Source organism: Micromonospora sp. NPDC007271 (assembly GCF_040634005.1).
In the GTDB taxonomy this organism is placed as follows: domain Bacteria; phylum Actinomycetota; class Actinomycetes; order Mycobacteriales; family Micromonosporaceae; genus Micromonospora.
In genome coordinates, this window is sequence record NZ_JBEYER010000070.1 from 1 (window position 1) to 14,934 (window position 14,934).

A 14,934-nucleotide genomic window follows, 5' to 3' on the forward strand; every position below is an offset into this window, starting at 1 on the left:
GGTAAGACCGAGCTGTCCAAGGCGCTCGCCGAGTTCCTGTTCGGCAGCGAGGACGCCCTCATCCAGCTGGACATGTCCGAGTTCCACGACCGGTACACGGTGTCCCGGCTGGTGGGTGCCCCGCCCGGCTACGTCGGCTACGACGAGGGCGGGCAGCTGACCGAGAAGGTGCGCCGTCGGCCGTTCTCGGTGGTCCTCTTCGACGAGATCGAGAAGGCCCACCCGGACGTGTTCAACACGCTCCTCCAGATCCTGGAGGACGGGCGGCTCACCGACGGCCAGGGTCGGATCGTGGACTTCAAGAACACGGTCATCATCCTGACCACCAACCTCGGTACGCGGGACGTCGCCAAGGCGGTGTCGCTGGGCTTCCAGGCCTCTGAGGACTCCGAGTCGAACTACGACCGGATGAAGCAGAAGGTCAACGACGAGCTCAAGCAGCACTTCCGGCCCGAGTTCCTGAACCGGATCGACGACACCATCGTCTTCCACCAGCTGCGCGAGAACGAGATCCTGTCGATCGTCGACATCATGATCGCGCGGATCGAGACGCAGCTGAGGAACAAGGACATGGGCCTGGAGCTGACCGACAACGCCAAGAAGTACCTGGCGAAGAAGGGCTTCGACCCGGTGCTGGGCGCGCGGCCGCTGCGTCGCACGATCCAGCGCGACATCGAGGACAACCTCTCCGAGCGGATCCTCTTCAACGAGCTGACCCCGGGTCAGATCGTGGTGGTGGACTGCGAGGGCGACCCGAGCGACATCGACAAGTCCAAGCTCGTCTTCCGGGGCGCCGACCGGCCGGTGGCCGTGCCGGACGCCGTCCCGGCCGACCTCGGTGGCGCCGCCACCGCGGGTGCGGACGAGTAAGCGACATCGGTCAGGGCGACGGCCCCGGCAGGCGAAAGCCGCCGGGGCCGTCGCCTTTTCCCGCCTCCGGCCCGCGTCCCCTCGCCCGTGATCCGAGTGGATCCAAGGGAGGGCAGGCGCCTCGTCAGGGGAGGGGGATCATCGGGGGGCCGTCGCCGACCAGGCGGAAGGAGTCCTCGCCGGCCGGCTCGACCAGGCCGTCGGTGACCAGGCCGGCCAGGGCCCGGGCGCGCTGCACGCCGTCGTGCCACACCTGGTCGAGCCGCTGGTGCGGCACCGGCCCGGTCGCCTCGCGGAGCACCGCGAGCAGCAGGCCGCGTACCTGCCGGTCGGTGCCGGCGTATCGCTGGGGGCGGCGGGTCGGGCCGGTCGGGGCCTCCTGGCCGGATGCCCGCCAGGCGCAGACGGACTCGGCCGGGCACATTGCGCAGCGGGGCGAGCGGGCGGTGCAGATCATCGCGCCGAGTTCCATGAACGCCGCGCTGGCCAGCGCCGCGGCGGCCGGCTCGGCGGGCAGCAGTTCCTCGGTGGCGACCAGGTCGGCGGGGCGGGTGGCCGGGCCGGCGTCCGGCTCCCCGGCGATCGCCCGGCACACCACCCGGCGCACGTTCGTGTCGACCACCGGGTGCCGCTGGCCGAACGCGAACGCCGCCACTGCCCGGGCCGTGTACGTCCCGACGCCCGGCAGGGCCAGCAACTGGTCCAGCCGGTCGGGCACCTCGCCACCGTGCCGCTCCACGATCGCCGCCGCGCAGTCCCGCAGCCGTACCGCCCGACGGGGGTAACCCAGCCGTCCCCACATCCGGATCGCCTCGGCCGGAGTGTCCTCGGCCAGCGCGGCCGGGGTGGGCCAGCGATCGAGCCAGGCCCGCCAGGCGGGCAGCACCCGGACCACCGGCGTCTGCTGGAGCATGATCTCGCTGACCAGGATCGCCCACGCGCCCACGCCCGGCTCACGCCACGGCAGGTCGCGGGCGTTCCGCTCGTACCAGCGGCTGACCAGGGCGGCGAAAGAGGGCTCGGACATCGCGCCGCCGATCATGCCACGAGTCGCATTCCCGCAGGATGGGCGGTCGGGCGGGGCCGGACCGACCGCGCGCGAGCGGCAGGGCAGAATGTCCGGATGAACGAGCTGGCGATCACCGTCATCGGCCGGGACCGGCCGGGCATCGTGGCCGACGTTGCCGAGGCGCTCGCGCGGCTCGGCGCAAATCTCACCGACTCCACGATGACCCGGCTGCGGGGCCACTTCGCGATGACCCTGATCTGCGTGGGCCCGGCCGCCGCCGATGTCGAGGCCGCGCTGGCCCCGCTCGCCGCCGACGGCCAACTGCTGGCCACCGTACGGGCGGTCACCCCGGACGGGCAGGCGCCGGCGACCGGCGAGCCGTACGTGCTGGCGGTGCACGGCGCGGACCGGATGGGCATCGTCGCGGCGATGACCCGGGTGCTGACCGACGCCGGCGGCAACGTCACGGACCTGAGCACCCGGTTGACCGGCTCCCTCTATGTGCTGGTCGCCGAGGTCGACCTGCTGCCGGGCAGCTCCGACGAGGTGGCCGGACGGCTCGCCCGTACCGCTGCCGAGCTCGGCGTGGGGGTCAGCCTCCGCCCGGCGGACACGGACCTGCTGTGACGGCGGAGTACGTCGGCCTGGGCGGCTGGACCCCGGAGGCGCTGGCGGTGCCGGGTGAGGTGCGGCCGGTGGTGACCGCGCCCGACCCGGTGCTCAGCCGGCCCGGGCCGGAGGTCGACCCGACCTCGGACGAGGTGGTCCGGCTCGCCGCCGACCTGGTCGCCACCATGCGGGTCTCGCCGGGCTGCGTGGGCCTCGCCGCGCCGCAGGTGGGGGTGAGCGCCCAGGTGTTCGCGGTGGACGTCACCGGGCACCCGAAGGCGGTCACCGTGCACGGCACCTTCGTGCTGTGCAACGCGCGGGTGGTCGAGGCGACCCGCTGGAAGGCCGGGCGCGAGGGCTGCATGTCGGTGCCCGACCTGACCGGTGACGTGAAGCGGGCCAGCCGGCTGGTGGTCGAGGGGGTGCTGCCGGGCACCGGCGCGCCGGTGCGGCTGGTCACGGACGGTTTCGAGGCGCGGGCGCTCCAGCACGAGATCGACCACTGTGCCGGCCTGCTCTTCCTCGACCGGGTGGCCGGTGCGCACGCCGTCTACCAGCGCAAGGTCTACCTCTGAGCCGGTCTGGTCGCCGGCGCGGGAGCCGCCGGCCTGGCCCCGGAAGAGGTCGACTGTGGAGGGTGGTTGGTCGAGTGAGGCGGATCCCTACCGGCGCGTCGTTCCCCGTGCCGTGCGCTACGCCGCTACGGTGAACGCATCATGCGTCTGACGGTCGGCCCCCTGCCACCCGCCGTGTACTGGCGGCGTCGCGCCGTCGTACTCGGAGCGGGGCTTCTCTTCCTGATTGTCGTGCTCTATTCCTGCAATGGCCCGGAGCCCAAGAACACCGGCGCCGTCGGCACTGACCCCTCCGGTACGCCGTCCGCCACCTCGGGTCCGCAGCCGGCCGGCTCGGTGCTGACCCCGACGTCCGGCAGCCCGTCCCCGACGCCGGGTGACTCCGGCGACGGCACGGACGGCGGGTCGGGCGGGCCGGCGGGCGGTGGCAGCGGGACGAACGACGGCAGCGGGGCGAACGGTGCCCCGGCCCCGGTGGTGGACGACGGGACGTGCGCCGACTCGGAGATCCGGGTGACGCCGGTGGCGGCGCCCGCCACCGCCCAGCGCGGCACGGTGGTCACCCTGCGCCTCAAGATCAAGAACGTGTCGGAGCGTACGTGCAGCCGGGACGTCGGCGCCGACCTCCAGGAGCTGTTCGTCAAGGCGGGTGCGGAACGGGTCTGGTCGTCGGACACCTGCGGCACCGGCAAGGGCTCGGACGTGCAGTCGTTCACGCCGAACTTCGAGCGCTTCTACGAGCTGGGCTGGAACAGCAGGTACGCCAACAAGTGCGCGAACGGGCTCGCCGACGGCGAATTCGTGCCCGCCGGCACGTACCAGGTCTTCGCCCGGGTGGGCACCAAGATCAGCAACCCGGTGAAGCTGACCATCGTCGGCTGACCGCCAACCGGGCCGCCCGACCCAGGGCGGCGGGCCGGACTTGAACCGCGGGCCGGCTCGGGTGCGGGCTCAGACGTACCGCTCCAGGATGGACGCCTCGGCGAGCCGGGACAGCCCCTCGCGCACGCCCCGGGCCCGGGCGTCGCCCACCCCCTCGACGGCCTGCAGGTCCTCCACGGTGGCGCCGAGCAGCCGCTGGAGGCTGCCGAAGTGCACCACCAGCCGGTCCACCACGGCCGTCGGGAGCCGGGGCACCTTGGCCAGCAGGCGGAAGCCGCGCGGGCTCACCGCCGCGTCGAGGGCGTCGGACGCGGACGGGTAGCCGATCGCCTTGGCCACCGCGACCAGATCGATCAGCTCGGTGGCGCTGAGCAGGTCCAGCTCGACCAGCGCCTCGTCGAGGGTGCGGGACTTCCGGCCGACCGGCAGGTAGTCGCGGATGACCAGGGTGCGGTCGGCGTCCACGCCGGCCATCAGCTCGTCGAGCTGGAGAGCGAGCAGCCGACCGTCGGTGCCCAGCTCCACGACGTACCCGGCGATCTCGTCGGCGATCCGGCGGACCATCTCCAGCCGCTGCACCACCGCCACCGCGTCGCGCACGGTCACCAGATCCTCGATCTCCAGGGCGGAGAGGGTGCCGGAGACCTCGTCCAGGCGGAGCTTGTAACGCTCCAGCGTGGCCAGGGCCTGGTTGGCCCGGGACAGGATGGCCGCCGAGTCGTCCAGCACGTGCCGCTGGCCGTTGACGTAGAGGCTGATGATCCGCATCGACTGGCTGACCGAGATGACCGGGTAGCCGGTCTGCCGGGCCACCCGCTCGGCGGTGCGGTGCCGGGTGCCGGACTCCTCGGTGGGGATGGACGGGTCGGGCATCAGGTGCACGCCCGCCTGCACGATCCGGGTGCCGTCGCTGGAGAGCACCACCGCGCCGTCCATCTTGCACAGCTCCCGGACCCGGGTCGCGGAGAACTCGACGTCCAGCGGGAAGCCGCCGGTGCAGATCGAGTCGACCACCTTGTCGTAGCCGAGAACGATCAGCGCGCCGGTGCGGCCGCGCAGGATGCGCTCCAGACCGTCGCGGAGCGCCGTGCCCGGCGCCATCAGGGCGAGATTGGCTCGCAGCGGGTCCCCACCGGCCCCGCCGACGCTCCCGGTCACGCTCACGCTGATCGGACGGGCGGACGAGCCCACGGCGCCGGTGCGGGCGTGCGGCGTCGCCGCGGCGGGCTTGGTGGCATCGCGGTCGATCGGCACGGGCACAGTCTACGGACTGCCCTGCGGTGGGTGCTCTCGTGGTTACTGTGATGTGTCACGATGCCCGGCTTCTTCGGTCCGCGAGCCGGCGTGCCCGCTGTCCGGAATCGCCCAGCCGGTCCCGCCGTACGCTCACCGAGGGTCACTCGGCGGAAGCGCGGGCGGCAGCCTGGAGCGCTCCGCGTACGTCCGTGACCTCTATCACCCGCATCTGCTCCGGGGTCACTCCGCTGCTGCTCGGGCCGCAGCCGGGCGGCACCAGGGCCAGCCGGAAGCCGAGCCGGGCCGCCTCGGCGAGCCGGCGCGGCACCGCGCCGACCCGACGTACCTCGCCGGTGAGCCCGACCTCGCCGATCGCCACCAGATGCGGGTCGATGGCCAGGTTGAGGCCGCCCGAGGCGACCGCGAGGGCCACGGCCAGGTCGGCGGCCGGCTCCACCACCCGGATTCCGCCGACCGTCGCGGCGAACACCTCCCGGTCGTGCAGGGTCAGCCGCTCGGTGCGCCGCTGGAGCACCGCCAGCACCATCGCCAGCCGCGCCCCGTCCAGCCCGGAGACCGTCCGCCGCGGCGAGCCGGCGACGGTGGCGCCGATCAGCGCCTGCACCTCGGTCACCAGGGCTCGCCGCCCCTCCATCGCCACCGTCACGCAGGTGCCCGGCACCGGCTCGGAGTAGCGGGTGAGGAAGAGCCCGGACGGGTCGGCCAGGCTGCTGATGCCCCCCTCGTGCATCTCGAAGCAGCCCACCTCGTCGGCCGCGCCGAACCGGTTCTTCACTCCCCGGACCATGCGCAGCGAGGAGTGCTTGTCACCTTCGAAGTGCAGCACCACGTCGACCAGGTGCTCCAGCACCCGGGGACCGGCGACCTGACCGTCCTTGGTCACGTGGCCGACCAGCACGGTGGCGACGCCACGCTCCTTGGCGACCGCCACCAGGGCCGCGGTGACCGCCCGGACCTGGGTCACCCCGCCCGGCACCCCCTCGGTGCCGGTGGTGGAGATGGTCTGCACCGAGTCGAGCACCAGCAGGCCCGGCTTGACCGCGTCGAGGTGGCCGAGCACCGCCGACAGGTCGCTCTCGGCGGCCAGGTAGAGCTGGTCGTGCAGGGTGCCCATCCGCTCGGCCCGCAGGCGCACCTGGCTGACCGACTCCTCGCCGCTGACCACCAGCGACGGGCTGCCGGCGTTGGCGGCCCACTGCTGGGCCACGTCGAGCAGTAGGGTGGACTTGCCGACCCCGGGCTCGCCGGCGAGCAGCACCACCGCCCCGGGGACCAGCCCGCCGCCGAGCACCCGGTCGAGCTCGCTGACCCCGGTGGGCCGGGCCCGGGCCGGCGCGGCGCTGATGGTGGCGATCGGGCGGGCCGGCTCGGCGGGTATCCGGGAACTGACCACCCGGCCGGAGACCAGCGGACCGGTGACCGTGCACTCGACCACCGAGCCCCACTCGCCGCACTCCGGGCAGCGCCCGACCCACTTGGGCGGCTGGTGGCCGCAGGCGTCGCACTCGTACGCCGGGCGTGGCTCGCGGGCGGCCCCCCGGCTGCGGCCGGTGGCGGTGGCGCGGGGGGAGGTCGATCGGGAGGTGCTCACCCCAGGACGCTAACCGGGCGGTACGACGAAAGCCCAGCCGGAAACGGCGGCACCGCCGGCGTGGCGCTGGCCACACCGGCGGTGCCGGGAAGGATCCGGTCGGCGGATCAGCCGTGCGGGCCGCCGCTCTCGAAGCCCGCCTCCTCGCGGGGGTGCACGATCGCCGAGGGTGCCGGGGCCGGGGTCAGCGGGACGCCGACCTGGGCCGTCGTCCGGATGGTCTGGCCGTTGCCGAAGTCGAAGGTCAGGTTGACCTGCTGACCGGTGAGCAGCTTCTCGTGCAGGCCGACGAGCTGCAGGAACCGGTTGCTGCTGGGCATGAGCTGGGCGTATCCCTTGGCCGGGATCTCGATCCGGGCCGGCTCGGCCGGAGCCGACTCGCTCGGCGAGGCCGACGGGCTACCGGTGGTGGGCTCGCCGGAGCCCAGCGCCTGGCTCGGCGAGGCGTTCGGGTCGCTCGGGGTGGGCGACGCGGAGGCCGGTTCGGTCGGCGAGTTGCTCGGGCTCGCCTGCGGGCCGCTCGCGTCGGTGCCGGTGAGCACGACATCGCGGGCGCTGTCGGTGCTGACGGTCACGGTGACCGGGGCCGGGCTGTCGTTGTAGATGACCATGAGGAGCGGGGCGTCGGCGCCCTGCTGGTAGCCCTCGGTGCCCGGGTACTGCACGTACAGGCCGCGCACCAGGTAGAGCGCGTTCGGAGTCTGGACGTTGGCGCCCTGCACCGACGGGACCTTGAGGGCGGTCTCGGCCACCTGGCCGGAGCCACACCCGGCCAGCAGCAGGCTCGCCGCCGCCGTACCGGCCAGCAGCAGGGCCGCCCGCCCGGAACCCCTGATCGAGCGCGTCACGTCGGTCCTCCTCGTCACGATCCCCACCCGGCCGTTCGCCGGGCACGGGGTTGGCCATACCCGCGCAGACCGCGCTCCAGGGTAGTTGGGCCTGTTCGAGGGCCGCACGCCGACCCGGCAATGCCACTCTCCGAGGGGCAGGTCACCCCACCCGGCCGTTCGCGACCAGCAGGACCACGTCGATGAGCGCCACCACCATCACCGCCCGGAAGGCGGCCACCGGCCGGCCGCCGGCCCGGGCCGACACCCGTCCGACGTACGAGCCGAGCGCCGGCACCAGGGCGGCGACGGCGATGGCCGACAGGCCGGCCCACGACGGTGGCCCGGGCGGCCCGACGACCAGGACGACGGTCGCCGCGAGGAGCAGCCCGGCGGCGGCCAGCCGGCTGCCCGCCGGGCCCAGCCGGTGCGGCAGCCCGTGCACCCCGGTCCGCGCGTCGTCGGCCAGGTCGGGCAGCACGTTGGCGAAGTGCGCCCCGGCGCCCAGGGACGCGGCGGCGGCCAGCAGCCAGACCGGGGGCGGAGGCGAGCCGGGCAGGGCCAGCACCACGAAGGCGGGCAGCGTGCCGAAGGAGACCGCGTACGGCAGCACGGAGACCGCGGTCGACTTCAGCGGCCAGTTGTAGAGCAGCGCGGACACCAGCCCGAGCGTCACGCACGCCGCCGCCGGGCCGTTCGTGAACAGCAGCGCCAACAGCGGCGTGGCGGCGGCGGCCGCGACGGCGGCGTACGCCAGGGGCCGTCGCCGGACGACGCCGGTGGCCACCGGCTTGTCGGTACGCCCCACCGCGGCGTCCCGGTGCGCGTCGAGCACGTCGTTGCTCCAGCCGACGGCGAGTTGGCTGGCCAGCACGGTGAGCAGCACGGCAGCCACTCCGGCCGGCCGGTGCCCGGCGCCGGCCGCCAGCAGCCCGGCCACCACGGTGACCGCGGCGGTCGGTTCCGGGTGGCTCGCCTTGACCAGCCCTAACACCCAAGACGGCATAAGGGAAGTCTGGTCGTTACCGGGGAGTCGTGCCACGCTCGTTTCATGCGAGAAGTGGCCCCGGTGTCCACTCCGTCCCGGGTGCTGCCGCCGAACGACCCGCGCCAGTACGACGACCTGGCCGGCGAGTGGTGGCGACCGGACGGCGCGTTCGCGATGCTGCACTGGCTGGCCCGGGCCCGCGCCGCGCTGGTGCCGCGGGCCAGCAGGAGGGACGCCGTCCTGGTCGATCTCGGCTGCGGCGCCGGCCTGCTCGCCCCGCACCTGGCCGGCAAGGGCTACCGGCACGTCGGGGTGGACCTCACCCGCTCGGCCCTCGACCAGGCCGCCGCGCACGGGGTGACCGTGGTCAACGCGGACGTCACCGCGGTGCCGCTGGCGGACGGCTGCGCCGACGTGGTCTCCGCCGGTGAGGTGCTGGAGCACGTGCCGCAGTGGCGGCGGGCGGTCGCCGAGGCGTGCCGCCTGCTGCGGCCGGGCGGCCTGCTGGTGCTGGACACCCTCAACGACACCCTGCTGGCCCGGCTGGTCGCGGTCGAGATCGGTGAACGGCTGCCCACCGTGCCGCGGGGCATCCACGACCCACGGCTGTTCGTGGACGCCCGCGCGCTGGTCGCCGAGTGCGCCCGGCACGGCGTCGAGCTGCGGCTGCGCGGGATCCGCCCCGAACTGACCGGGACGCTGGCGTGGCTGCTGCGCCGGCGGCGTGGAGCCGTCGACGGCCGCCCGGGCCGGACGGAGCCGCGGATCGTGCCGACCCGGTCCACCGCGGTGCTGTACCAGGGCCACGGGCGCCGGAGCGGGTAGCCCGGGCTGCCGAGGGTAGAGGGGACGCCGAGAAGGGGGCGACATGACTGTGCACGCGCTGGAGGCGGCCCGCCGGTTGACGCCGCGACTGGCCGCCCGGGCGGCGGACCACGACCGGGACGGCTCCTTCCCGGCCGACGACTTCGCCGACCTGCGGGCGGCCGGGCTCTTCGGGTTGATGGTGCCCCGGGAGCTGGGCGGGGCGGGGGCCACCTTCGCCGAGTACGCCGCGGTCGCCACCGAGCTGGCCCGGGGCAACGGCGCCACCGCGCTGGTCTTCAACATGCACGCCTCGGTCACCGGGGCGCTGGGGGCGGTGACCGAGGAACTGGCGGAGGCGCTCGGCGTACCGGACGAGGCGCTGGCCGCCCGGGACCGGCTGCTCCGCGCGGCCGCCGAGGGCGCCTGGTACGCGGTGGCGATGAGCGAACGCGGCGCCGGCGCCCGGCTGTCCCAGCTCAGCACGGTGTACGAGCCGGTCGACGGGGGCTGGCACATCAAGGGCAGCAAGACGTTCTGCTCCGGCGCCGGGCACCCGGACGGCTACCTGGTGGCCGCGCGTAGCGCCGCCGACCAGTCGGTGGTCTCCCAGTTCCTGGTCCCGGCCGGTGAGGGGATCACCGTGGAGCCCACCTGGGACTCGCTCGGCATGCGCGCCACCTCCTCGCACGACCTGCATCTGGACGTCACCGTCCCCGCCGACCGGCTGCTCGGCGGGGTGGAGGGGCTCGCCCTGGTGGTCGCCCAGCTCATGCCGCACTGGCTGGTGGCCAGCTACGCCGCCGTCTACGTCGGGGTGGCCCGAGCGGCGATCGACGCCGCCGCCGAGCACCTGAACGCCCGCAACCTCGCCGGCCTGCCGGCGGTCCGAGCCCGGCTGGGCCGGGCGGACGCGGCCGTCGCGGCGGCCGAGTTGGCGGTGGCCGAGGCGGCCCGCCGGGTGGACGAGGCGCCCGGCGACGCGGAGACCAACCGCTGGGTGTGGCGGGCGAAGCTGCTGGCCGGCACCACCGCCGCCGAGGTGGCGGCGTCCATGCTGGAGGCCGCCGGCACCTCGGCCACCCGCCGGGGCCACCCGCTGGAGCGGCTCTACCGGGACGCCCGATGCGGCTCGCTGCACCCGGCCACCTCCGACGTCTGCGCCGACTGGCTCGGCATTGCGGCGCTGGGCGGCGACCCGGACCGCGACGGCTCGGCGCCTCGTTGGTGAGCGCGAGGGGTGGGGGTGCGGTTCGCCGCCTGCCCGACCGTGAGTCGGGTTTCCGAGCCCCGCGGTCGCGAGCGGAAGGCGTGTGGTGAGCGCGAGGAGTGAGCCGCGTTTGCGATCTGCGGAGTCGCGAACGGTGGGCGCTCGTTGGTGAAGCGTGGGGATCGGGGACGAGAGGTGGGGGACATGGCCGTGCCGGTGATCGCGGGCCTGGGGACGGCGCAGCCGCCGGCCGCCGCGCAGCAGGAACTCTGGGCCGGCTTCTTCGCGAAGCACTTCTCCGGGGCCACCCGGGCGCTGGCCGAGCGCATCTTCGCCAACTCCGGCGTGTCCCACCGCCAGGCGGCCGTGAACCCCCTGCTGGAGGACGTCTCGGAGTGGCCGACCGAGCGCCGCATGCGGCGTTACCAGGTGGAGGCGTTGCCGCTCGGCAAGGAGGCGGTGGGCCGGGCGCTCACCGCGGCCGGGCTGGACGCCCGGGACGTGGGTCTGTTCGTGGTCTGCTCCTGCACCGGGTACGCCACCCCGGGGCTGGACATCCTGCTCGCCCGGGACCTGGGCATGGCCCCGGACACGCAGCGCGTCTTCGTCGGCCACATGGGCTGCTACGCGGCCCTGCCCGGGCTGGGTGCGGCGAGCGACTTCGTCACCGCCCGGGGTCGCCCCGCGCTACTGCTCTGCGCGGAGCTGACCAGCCTGCACATCCAGCCCGCCGGTGCCCGGGTGGACACCCAGCAGATCGTGTCGCACGCGCTCTTCTCGGACGCCGCGGTCGCCGCCGTGCTCGTCCCCGGCGGCCCCGGGTACGCGCTGCGCGAGGTCGCCTCGGTCACCGACACCTCGACCGCCGACCACATGACCTGGGACGTCACCGACACCGGCTTCCGGATGGGCCTGTCGCCGAAGGTCCCGCAGGTGCTCTCGCACCACGTCCGGGGCCTGGTCGACGATCTGCTGGCCCGGCACGGGCGGACCCTGGTCGAAGTGGACGGTTGGGCGGTGCACCCCGGCGGCCCGCGCATTCTCAACGTGGTGGACCGGGAGCTGGCCCTGCCCCCGGAGGCCCTCGCGGCGTCCCGCGCCACGCTGGACGAGCACGGCAACTGTTCCTCGCCGACGGTGCTGCTGATCCTGGACCGCCTGCGCCGGGCGAAGCGGCCGCCGGACCGGGTCCTGATGCTCGCCTTCGGACCGGGCCTGACCCTGTACGGGGCCCTGCTCGAGCGCACCGGCTGAGTCCGGGGCGATCAGCGGGCGGTCCAGACGGGCACCGCGTGGCTAGTCTGACCCACATGGATGCCGACGACCGGGTACGGGGTGTGTTGCTGGCCGGCCTGGCGCTGGCCGCCATGGCGCTCGGCGCCTGGTGGTGGCGGGACTCGGCACCGGCCCTCGGCCCGACAGGTCCCTCGCCCAGCCCTTCGAGCGCCTCGCTGCAGCCCGATGTGCGGCTGGGCGACCCTGCGGGGCAGGTCGTCGGATCGCCGGAGGCGGACCTGGACGAGCGGGTGGTTGTCCAGCTCGGAGCGGACCCGGACGGACGGGTGCTCGTCCAGCAGGGGCCGGACGCTCCCGGGCCGACGGTGGTCTCGCGCAGCGTCTGGCAGGAGCGGTCCCACCTCGCCGCGGGCCACGATCCGCTGGTCCGGCAGGTCAACGGGGCGTTCGGCGAGCGCCATCTGCTCATCGCGTCCTGCTCCGGGCCGGGCACGCTGACGGTGAACTGGTCCGGCGTCGAGGAGGACGACACGTCACTGACGACGACCTGTGCCGCGACGCCGATCGTCCAACGGCTCACCGCCAGCGGCGGTCCGATGCTGGTGCGTTTCACGGCCGAGGCCGGCGAGCTCGACCTGAACGCCCAGCTTTCGTCCGTGCCCTGATCGTCGGGCCGCCGGGGTCGTCAGCCCGTCAGGTGGACCAGGTCGTCGCGGTACTGGTCGACCGGGCCCAGCTCGGGCACGAGTCGAACCAGCGTGCCCTCCCGGTTCACGAGAAGGGCGGGGGCGGTGCCGGAGTGCGCGGCGAGGCGAAGATAGTCGCGCAGGCCACCGGCCGGGTCGGCGAGGGCGCGTACCCCGAGGGCGGGGGGTGGCTCGACCGCCCGACTCCCGCTCACGGTGACCACGGTGACGCCCGCCGGGGCGGCGGCCGCCGCCTGGGCCACCTGCTCGGTGCAGGCGCAGGCGTCCACCAGGACGATCATCGCGGGCAGCAGGCTGCGCAGCGGCACCGGCGACTGCGCGGCGTCGACCAGGTCCAGCGCGGGCAGCGGCCCGATCGCCGCCGGGGTGGCCGTCGGGTACGGGACGACGGTGGGGGTGCCACCGGAGCGCGACGAGCGGGGCCAGGTGACGGCGGCCAACCCGGCGAGGGTGATCAGCACCGACACCAGCAGGACCAGCACCGGCAGCCCGAGCGGCGGCCGGCCGTCCGGCCGGCGGGCGAGGCCGAGCCGGCGGCGCCACACCGCTTGCCGGCGGAGGCGACGCAGCTCACGGCGGACCTGCCGGGCCTCGTGGGCGAGCGCCGAGGGATCGTCGGGGATGACCACCCGGCCCCACTCCGGGGGCAGGTCGGGCAGCCCGTCCGGCGGCCCCTGGCCTTCAGCGTCAGGCATGCTCATCGGACCCCCAGGAACCGTCGCGGTGAGCGGACGTCACGTCCACCTCCAGCGTCCCGCACCTGCCGGCGTACCGCCACACCTGGGCGCATCCCGGATTCCGGGGCTACCATGGGAGGAGCGCATCGCCCTAGATATCGACGCTCCTGCCGCCCATGTCGGGTTGTCAACCAATGGTCACGGAGCGTGTCGAAACCATCGGTTTGACCGCCTGTCAAGCTGAAGAAATACCTCTCACAGGGCCCCTGAGCTGCGCCAACGGTCAGGACAGCGGTGAGACATCGGTGCCTGAGCGTGTTACCCTAGACACAGCGAAAGGGGTTTCGAACCTATGGTTTTCAGTGTCGGCGAGACCGTTGTTTACCCCCACCACGGGGCCGCACTCATCGAGGCAATCGAGACTCGGCTCATCAAGGGCGAGCCCAAGCAGTACCTCGTCCTGAGGGTCGCGCAGGGTGACCTGACGGTCCGGGTGCCCGCCGAGAACGCCGAGATCGTGGGTGTGCGTGAGGTGGTCGGCGAAGAGGGCCTGGGCAAGGTCTTCGACGTGCTCCGTGCACCGCACACCGAGGAGCCGACCAACTGGTCGCGGCGCTACAAGGCGAATCTGGAGAAGCTGGCCTCCGGCAACCCGCTGAAGGTCGCCGAGGTCGTCCGCGACCTGTGGCGCCGGGAGCGGGAGCGGGGTCTGTCCGCGGGTGAGAAGCGCATGCTCGCCAAGGCCCGCGACATCCTCGTCGGCGAGGTCGCGCTGGCTGAGAAGAGCACCAAGGACGAGGCGGAGACGCTGCTCGACAAGGTGCTGACCGAGGCCTGATCCGCACAGCATCGTCGTACCCACCCCGTAGCAAGGAAATCCGAGGACCGCGACGTGACCGCGCAGCTCAACCCGCGCGGTGACGTCGCGGTCCTTGTTCCTGCGGCCGGTGCCGGGGTACGCCTCGGTCCCGGCGCGCCGAAGGCGCTGCGGCCGCTCGCCGGGGAGCCGCTGCTGGTGCACGTGGTGCGCCGGATCGCGGCGGCGCCCTCGGTGCACACCATCGTGGTGGCTGCCCCGGCCGCCGACGTCGAACCCGTCCGGGCGATGCTCGCGCCGATCGCCCCGGTGATCGTGGTGGCCGGCGGCGCGGAGCGCCAGGCCTCGGTGGCCGCCGCGCTGGCCGCCGTCCCCGCCGGGCCGGAGATCGTTCTGGTGCACGACGCCGCCCGCGCGCTCACCCCGCCCGAGCTGGTCGAGTCGGTGGCCGGGGCCGTCCGCGCCGGGCACGACGCGGTGATCCCGGTGCTCCCCGTGGTCGACACGATCAAGGAGGTCGACGCGGGCGAGGTGGTCCTCGGCACGGTGGACCGGTCCGCCCTGCGGGCCGTGCAGACGCCACAGGGCTTCCGCCGGTCCGTGCTGGCCGCCGCGCACGCGGCCGCCCGAGACCCGCTCACCGACGACGCGGGCCTGGTCGAGAAGCAGGGCGTGCCGGTGGTCTGCGTCCCCGGCTCCGAGTACGCGCTCAAGGTCACCCGCCCGTTCGACCTGGCCCTCGCCGAGCACCTGTTGGTGGCCGGCGCCTGACGCGTCGGTCCGCCGCGATCATGGAGCCATGGTCGGTCATGAAAGCCGCGAATCCGGCCGAGCCCGGCGCCCCAACTCCATGATCGGCGGGGTGGGGTGGGGCG

At 74.1% G+C, this 14,934-nt stretch carries 16 protein-coding genes; 10 read left to right on the top strand and 6 right to left on the bottom strand.

Annotated elements, in window-relative coordinates; all coding sequences use genetic code 11:
• On the top strand, positions 1-870 hold an 870-nt coding region (locus ABZ570_RS23055; protein WP_358067146.1), incomplete at its 5' end, for an AAA family ATPase.
• A 124-nt stretch (positions 871-994) separates the two neighbouring features.
• Here the strand turns inward: ABZ570_RS23055 and ABZ570_RS23060 are convergent.
• Positions 995-1,897, bottom strand: coding sequence for an A/G-specific adenine glycosylase (locus ABZ570_RS23060; protein WP_358067149.1), 903 nt, complete (start codon positions 1,895-1,897; stop codon positions 995-997).
• A gap of 96 nt (positions 1,898-1,993) precedes the next feature.
• Here ABZ570_RS23060 and ABZ570_RS23065 point away from each other — a divergent pair, with 96 nt between their 5' ends.
• The 3 genes from ABZ570_RS23065 (at position 1,994) to ABZ570_RS23075 (ending at position 3,945) form a co-directional block, all read left to right on the top strand.
• Positions 1,994-2,506 carry an ACT domain-containing protein gene (locus ABZ570_RS23065; protein ID WP_358067152.1) on the top strand — a complete coding sequence of 171 codons (513 nt, stop codon included), beginning with the start codon at positions 1,994-1,996 and terminating at the stop codon, positions 2,504-2,506.
• Positions 2,503-3,063, top strand: a complete 561-nt coding sequence (locus ABZ570_RS23070) for a peptide deformylase (RefSeq protein ID WP_358067155.1) — start codon at positions 2,503-2,505, stop codon at positions 3,061-3,063. The genes ABZ570_RS23065 and ABZ570_RS23070 overlap by 4 nt, the downstream gene beginning before the upstream one ends.
• Positions 3,064-3,204: 141 nt before the next feature.
• Positions 3,205-3,945, top strand: a complete 741-nt coding sequence (locus tag ABZ570_RS23075; RefSeq protein WP_358067158.1) for a hypothetical protein — start codon at positions 3,205-3,207, stop codon at positions 3,943-3,945.
• 69 nt (positions 3,946-4,014) lie between these two features.
• Here the strand turns inward: ABZ570_RS23075 and disA are convergent, their stop codons facing one another.
• From disA to ABZ570_RS23095, 4 genes are all read right to left on the bottom strand, one after another.
• Positions 4,015-5,199 carry a DNA integrity scanning diadenylate cyclase DisA gene (gene disA, locus ABZ570_RS23080; RefSeq protein ID WP_358067161.1) on the bottom strand — a complete coding sequence of 395 codons (1,185 nt, stop codon included), beginning with the start codon at positions 5,197-5,199 and terminating at the stop codon, positions 4,015-4,017.
• A gap of 142 nt (positions 5,200-5,341) precedes the next feature.
• The gene (gene radA, locus ABZ570_RS23085; protein WP_358067164.1) at positions 5,342-6,793 is read right to left on the bottom strand and encodes a DNA repair protein RadA; all 1,452 of its coding nucleotides are present in this window, start codon (positions 6,791-6,793) and stop codon (positions 5,342-5,344) included.
• 107 nt (positions 6,794-6,900) lie between these two features.
• Positions 6,901-7,641, bottom strand: coding sequence for a hypothetical protein (locus ABZ570_RS23090; protein ID WP_358067167.1), 741 nt, complete (start codon positions 7,639-7,641; stop codon positions 6,901-6,903).
• Between the two features lie 142 nt (positions 7,642-7,783).
• Positions 7,784-8,626: a UbiA family prenyltransferase gene (locus ABZ570_RS23095; protein ID WP_358067170.1), complete on the bottom strand. Its 843-nt coding sequence runs from the start codon at positions 8,624-8,626 to the stop codon at positions 7,784-7,786.
• 45 nt (positions 8,627-8,671) lie between these two features.
• Between ABZ570_RS23095 and ABZ570_RS23100 the strand changes: the two genes are divergently transcribed.
• The 4 genes from ABZ570_RS23100 (at position 8,672) to ABZ570_RS23115 (ending at position 12,523) form a co-directional block, all read left to right on the top strand.
• Positions 8,672-9,433: a methyltransferase domain-containing protein gene (locus ABZ570_RS23100; RefSeq protein WP_358067173.1), complete on the top strand. Its 762-nt coding sequence runs from the start codon at positions 8,672-8,674 to the stop codon at positions 9,431-9,433.
• Positions 9,434-9,476: 43 nt separating this feature from the next.
• Positions 9,477-10,643: an acyl-CoA dehydrogenase family protein gene (locus ABZ570_RS23105; protein WP_358067176.1), complete on the top strand. Its 1,167-nt coding sequence runs from the start codon at positions 9,477-9,479 to the stop codon at positions 10,641-10,643.
• 183 nt (positions 10,644-10,826) lie between these two features.
• On the top strand, positions 10,827-11,876 hold the full coding sequence (locus ABZ570_RS23110) for a type III polyketide synthase (RefSeq protein WP_358067179.1): 1,050 nt from the start codon (positions 10,827-10,829) through the stop codon (positions 11,874-11,876).
• Between the two features lie 56 nt (positions 11,877-11,932).
• Positions 11,933-12,523, top strand: a complete 591-nt coding sequence (locus ABZ570_RS23115) for a hypothetical protein (RefSeq protein ID WP_358067182.1) — start codon at positions 11,933-11,935, stop codon at positions 12,521-12,523.
• A gap of 20 nt (positions 12,524-12,543) precedes the next feature.
• Here the strand turns inward: ABZ570_RS23115 and ABZ570_RS23120 are convergent, their stop codons facing one another.
• A complete protein-coding gene (locus ABZ570_RS23120) occupies positions 12,544-13,266 on the bottom strand; it encodes a hypothetical protein (protein WP_358067185.1) in 723 nt (240 codons plus the stop codon).
• Between the two features lie 328 nt (positions 13,267-13,594).
• Between ABZ570_RS23120 and ABZ570_RS23125 the strand changes: the two genes are divergently transcribed.
• The gene (locus ABZ570_RS23125) at positions 13,595-14,080 is read left to right on the top strand and encodes a CarD family transcriptional regulator (RefSeq protein WP_358067188.1); all 486 of its coding nucleotides are present in this window, start codon (positions 13,595-13,597) and stop codon (positions 14,078-14,080) included.
• A 54-nt stretch (positions 14,081-14,134) separates the two neighbouring features.
• The gene (ispD, locus tag ABZ570_RS23130) at positions 14,135-14,830 is read left to right on the top strand and encodes a 2-C-methyl-D-erythritol 4-phosphate cytidylyltransferase (protein ID WP_358067191.1); all 696 of its coding nucleotides are present in this window, start codon (positions 14,135-14,137) and stop codon (positions 14,828-14,830) included.
• Positions 14,831-14,934 lie beyond the last annotated feature (104 nt).

What these genes read in the sequence shown, in the direction of transcription:
- ABZ570_RS23105 (WP_358067176.1), top strand. Translation starts at nt 9,477, where the DNA reads ATGACTGTGCACGCGCTGGAGGCGGCCCGCCGGTTGACGCCGCGACTG.
- ABZ570_RS23110 (WP_358067179.1), top strand. Translation starts at nt 10,827, where the DNA reads ATGGCCGTGCCGGTGATCGCGGGCCTGGGGACGGCGCAGCCGCCGGCC.
- ABZ570_RS23060 (WP_358067149.1), bottom strand. Translation starts at nt 1,897, where the DNA reads ATGTCCGAGCCCTCTTTCGCCGCCCTGGTCAGCCGCTGGTACGAGCGG.
- ABZ570_RS23125 (WP_358067188.1), top strand. Translation starts at nt 13,595, where the DNA reads ATGGTTTTCAGTGTCGGCGAGACCGTTGTTTACCCCCACCACGGGGCC.
- ABZ570_RS23115 (WP_358067182.1), top strand. Translation starts at nt 11,933, where the DNA reads ATGGATGCCGACGACCGGGTACGGGGTGTGTTGCTGGCCGGCCTGGCG.
- ABZ570_RS23095 (WP_358067170.1), bottom strand. Translation starts at nt 8,626, where the DNA reads ATGCCGTCTTGGGTGTTAGGGCTGGTCAAGGCGAGCCACCCGGAACCG.
- ABZ570_RS23120 (WP_358067185.1), bottom strand. Translation starts at nt 13,266, where the DNA reads ATGAGCATGCCTGACGCTGAAGGCCAGGGGCCGCCGGACGGGCTGCCC.
- ABZ570_RS23065 (WP_358067152.1), top strand. Translation starts at nt 1,994, where the DNA reads ATGAACGAGCTGGCGATCACCGTCATCGGCCGGGACCGGCCGGGCATC.
- ABZ570_RS23100 (WP_358067173.1), top strand. Translation starts at nt 8,672, where the DNA reads ATGCGAGAAGTGGCCCCGGTGTCCACTCCGTCCCGGGTGCTGCCGCCG.
- ABZ570_RS23075 (WP_358067158.1), top strand. Translation starts at nt 3,205, where the DNA reads ATGCGTCTGACGGTCGGCCCCCTGCCACCCGCCGTGTACTGGCGGCGT.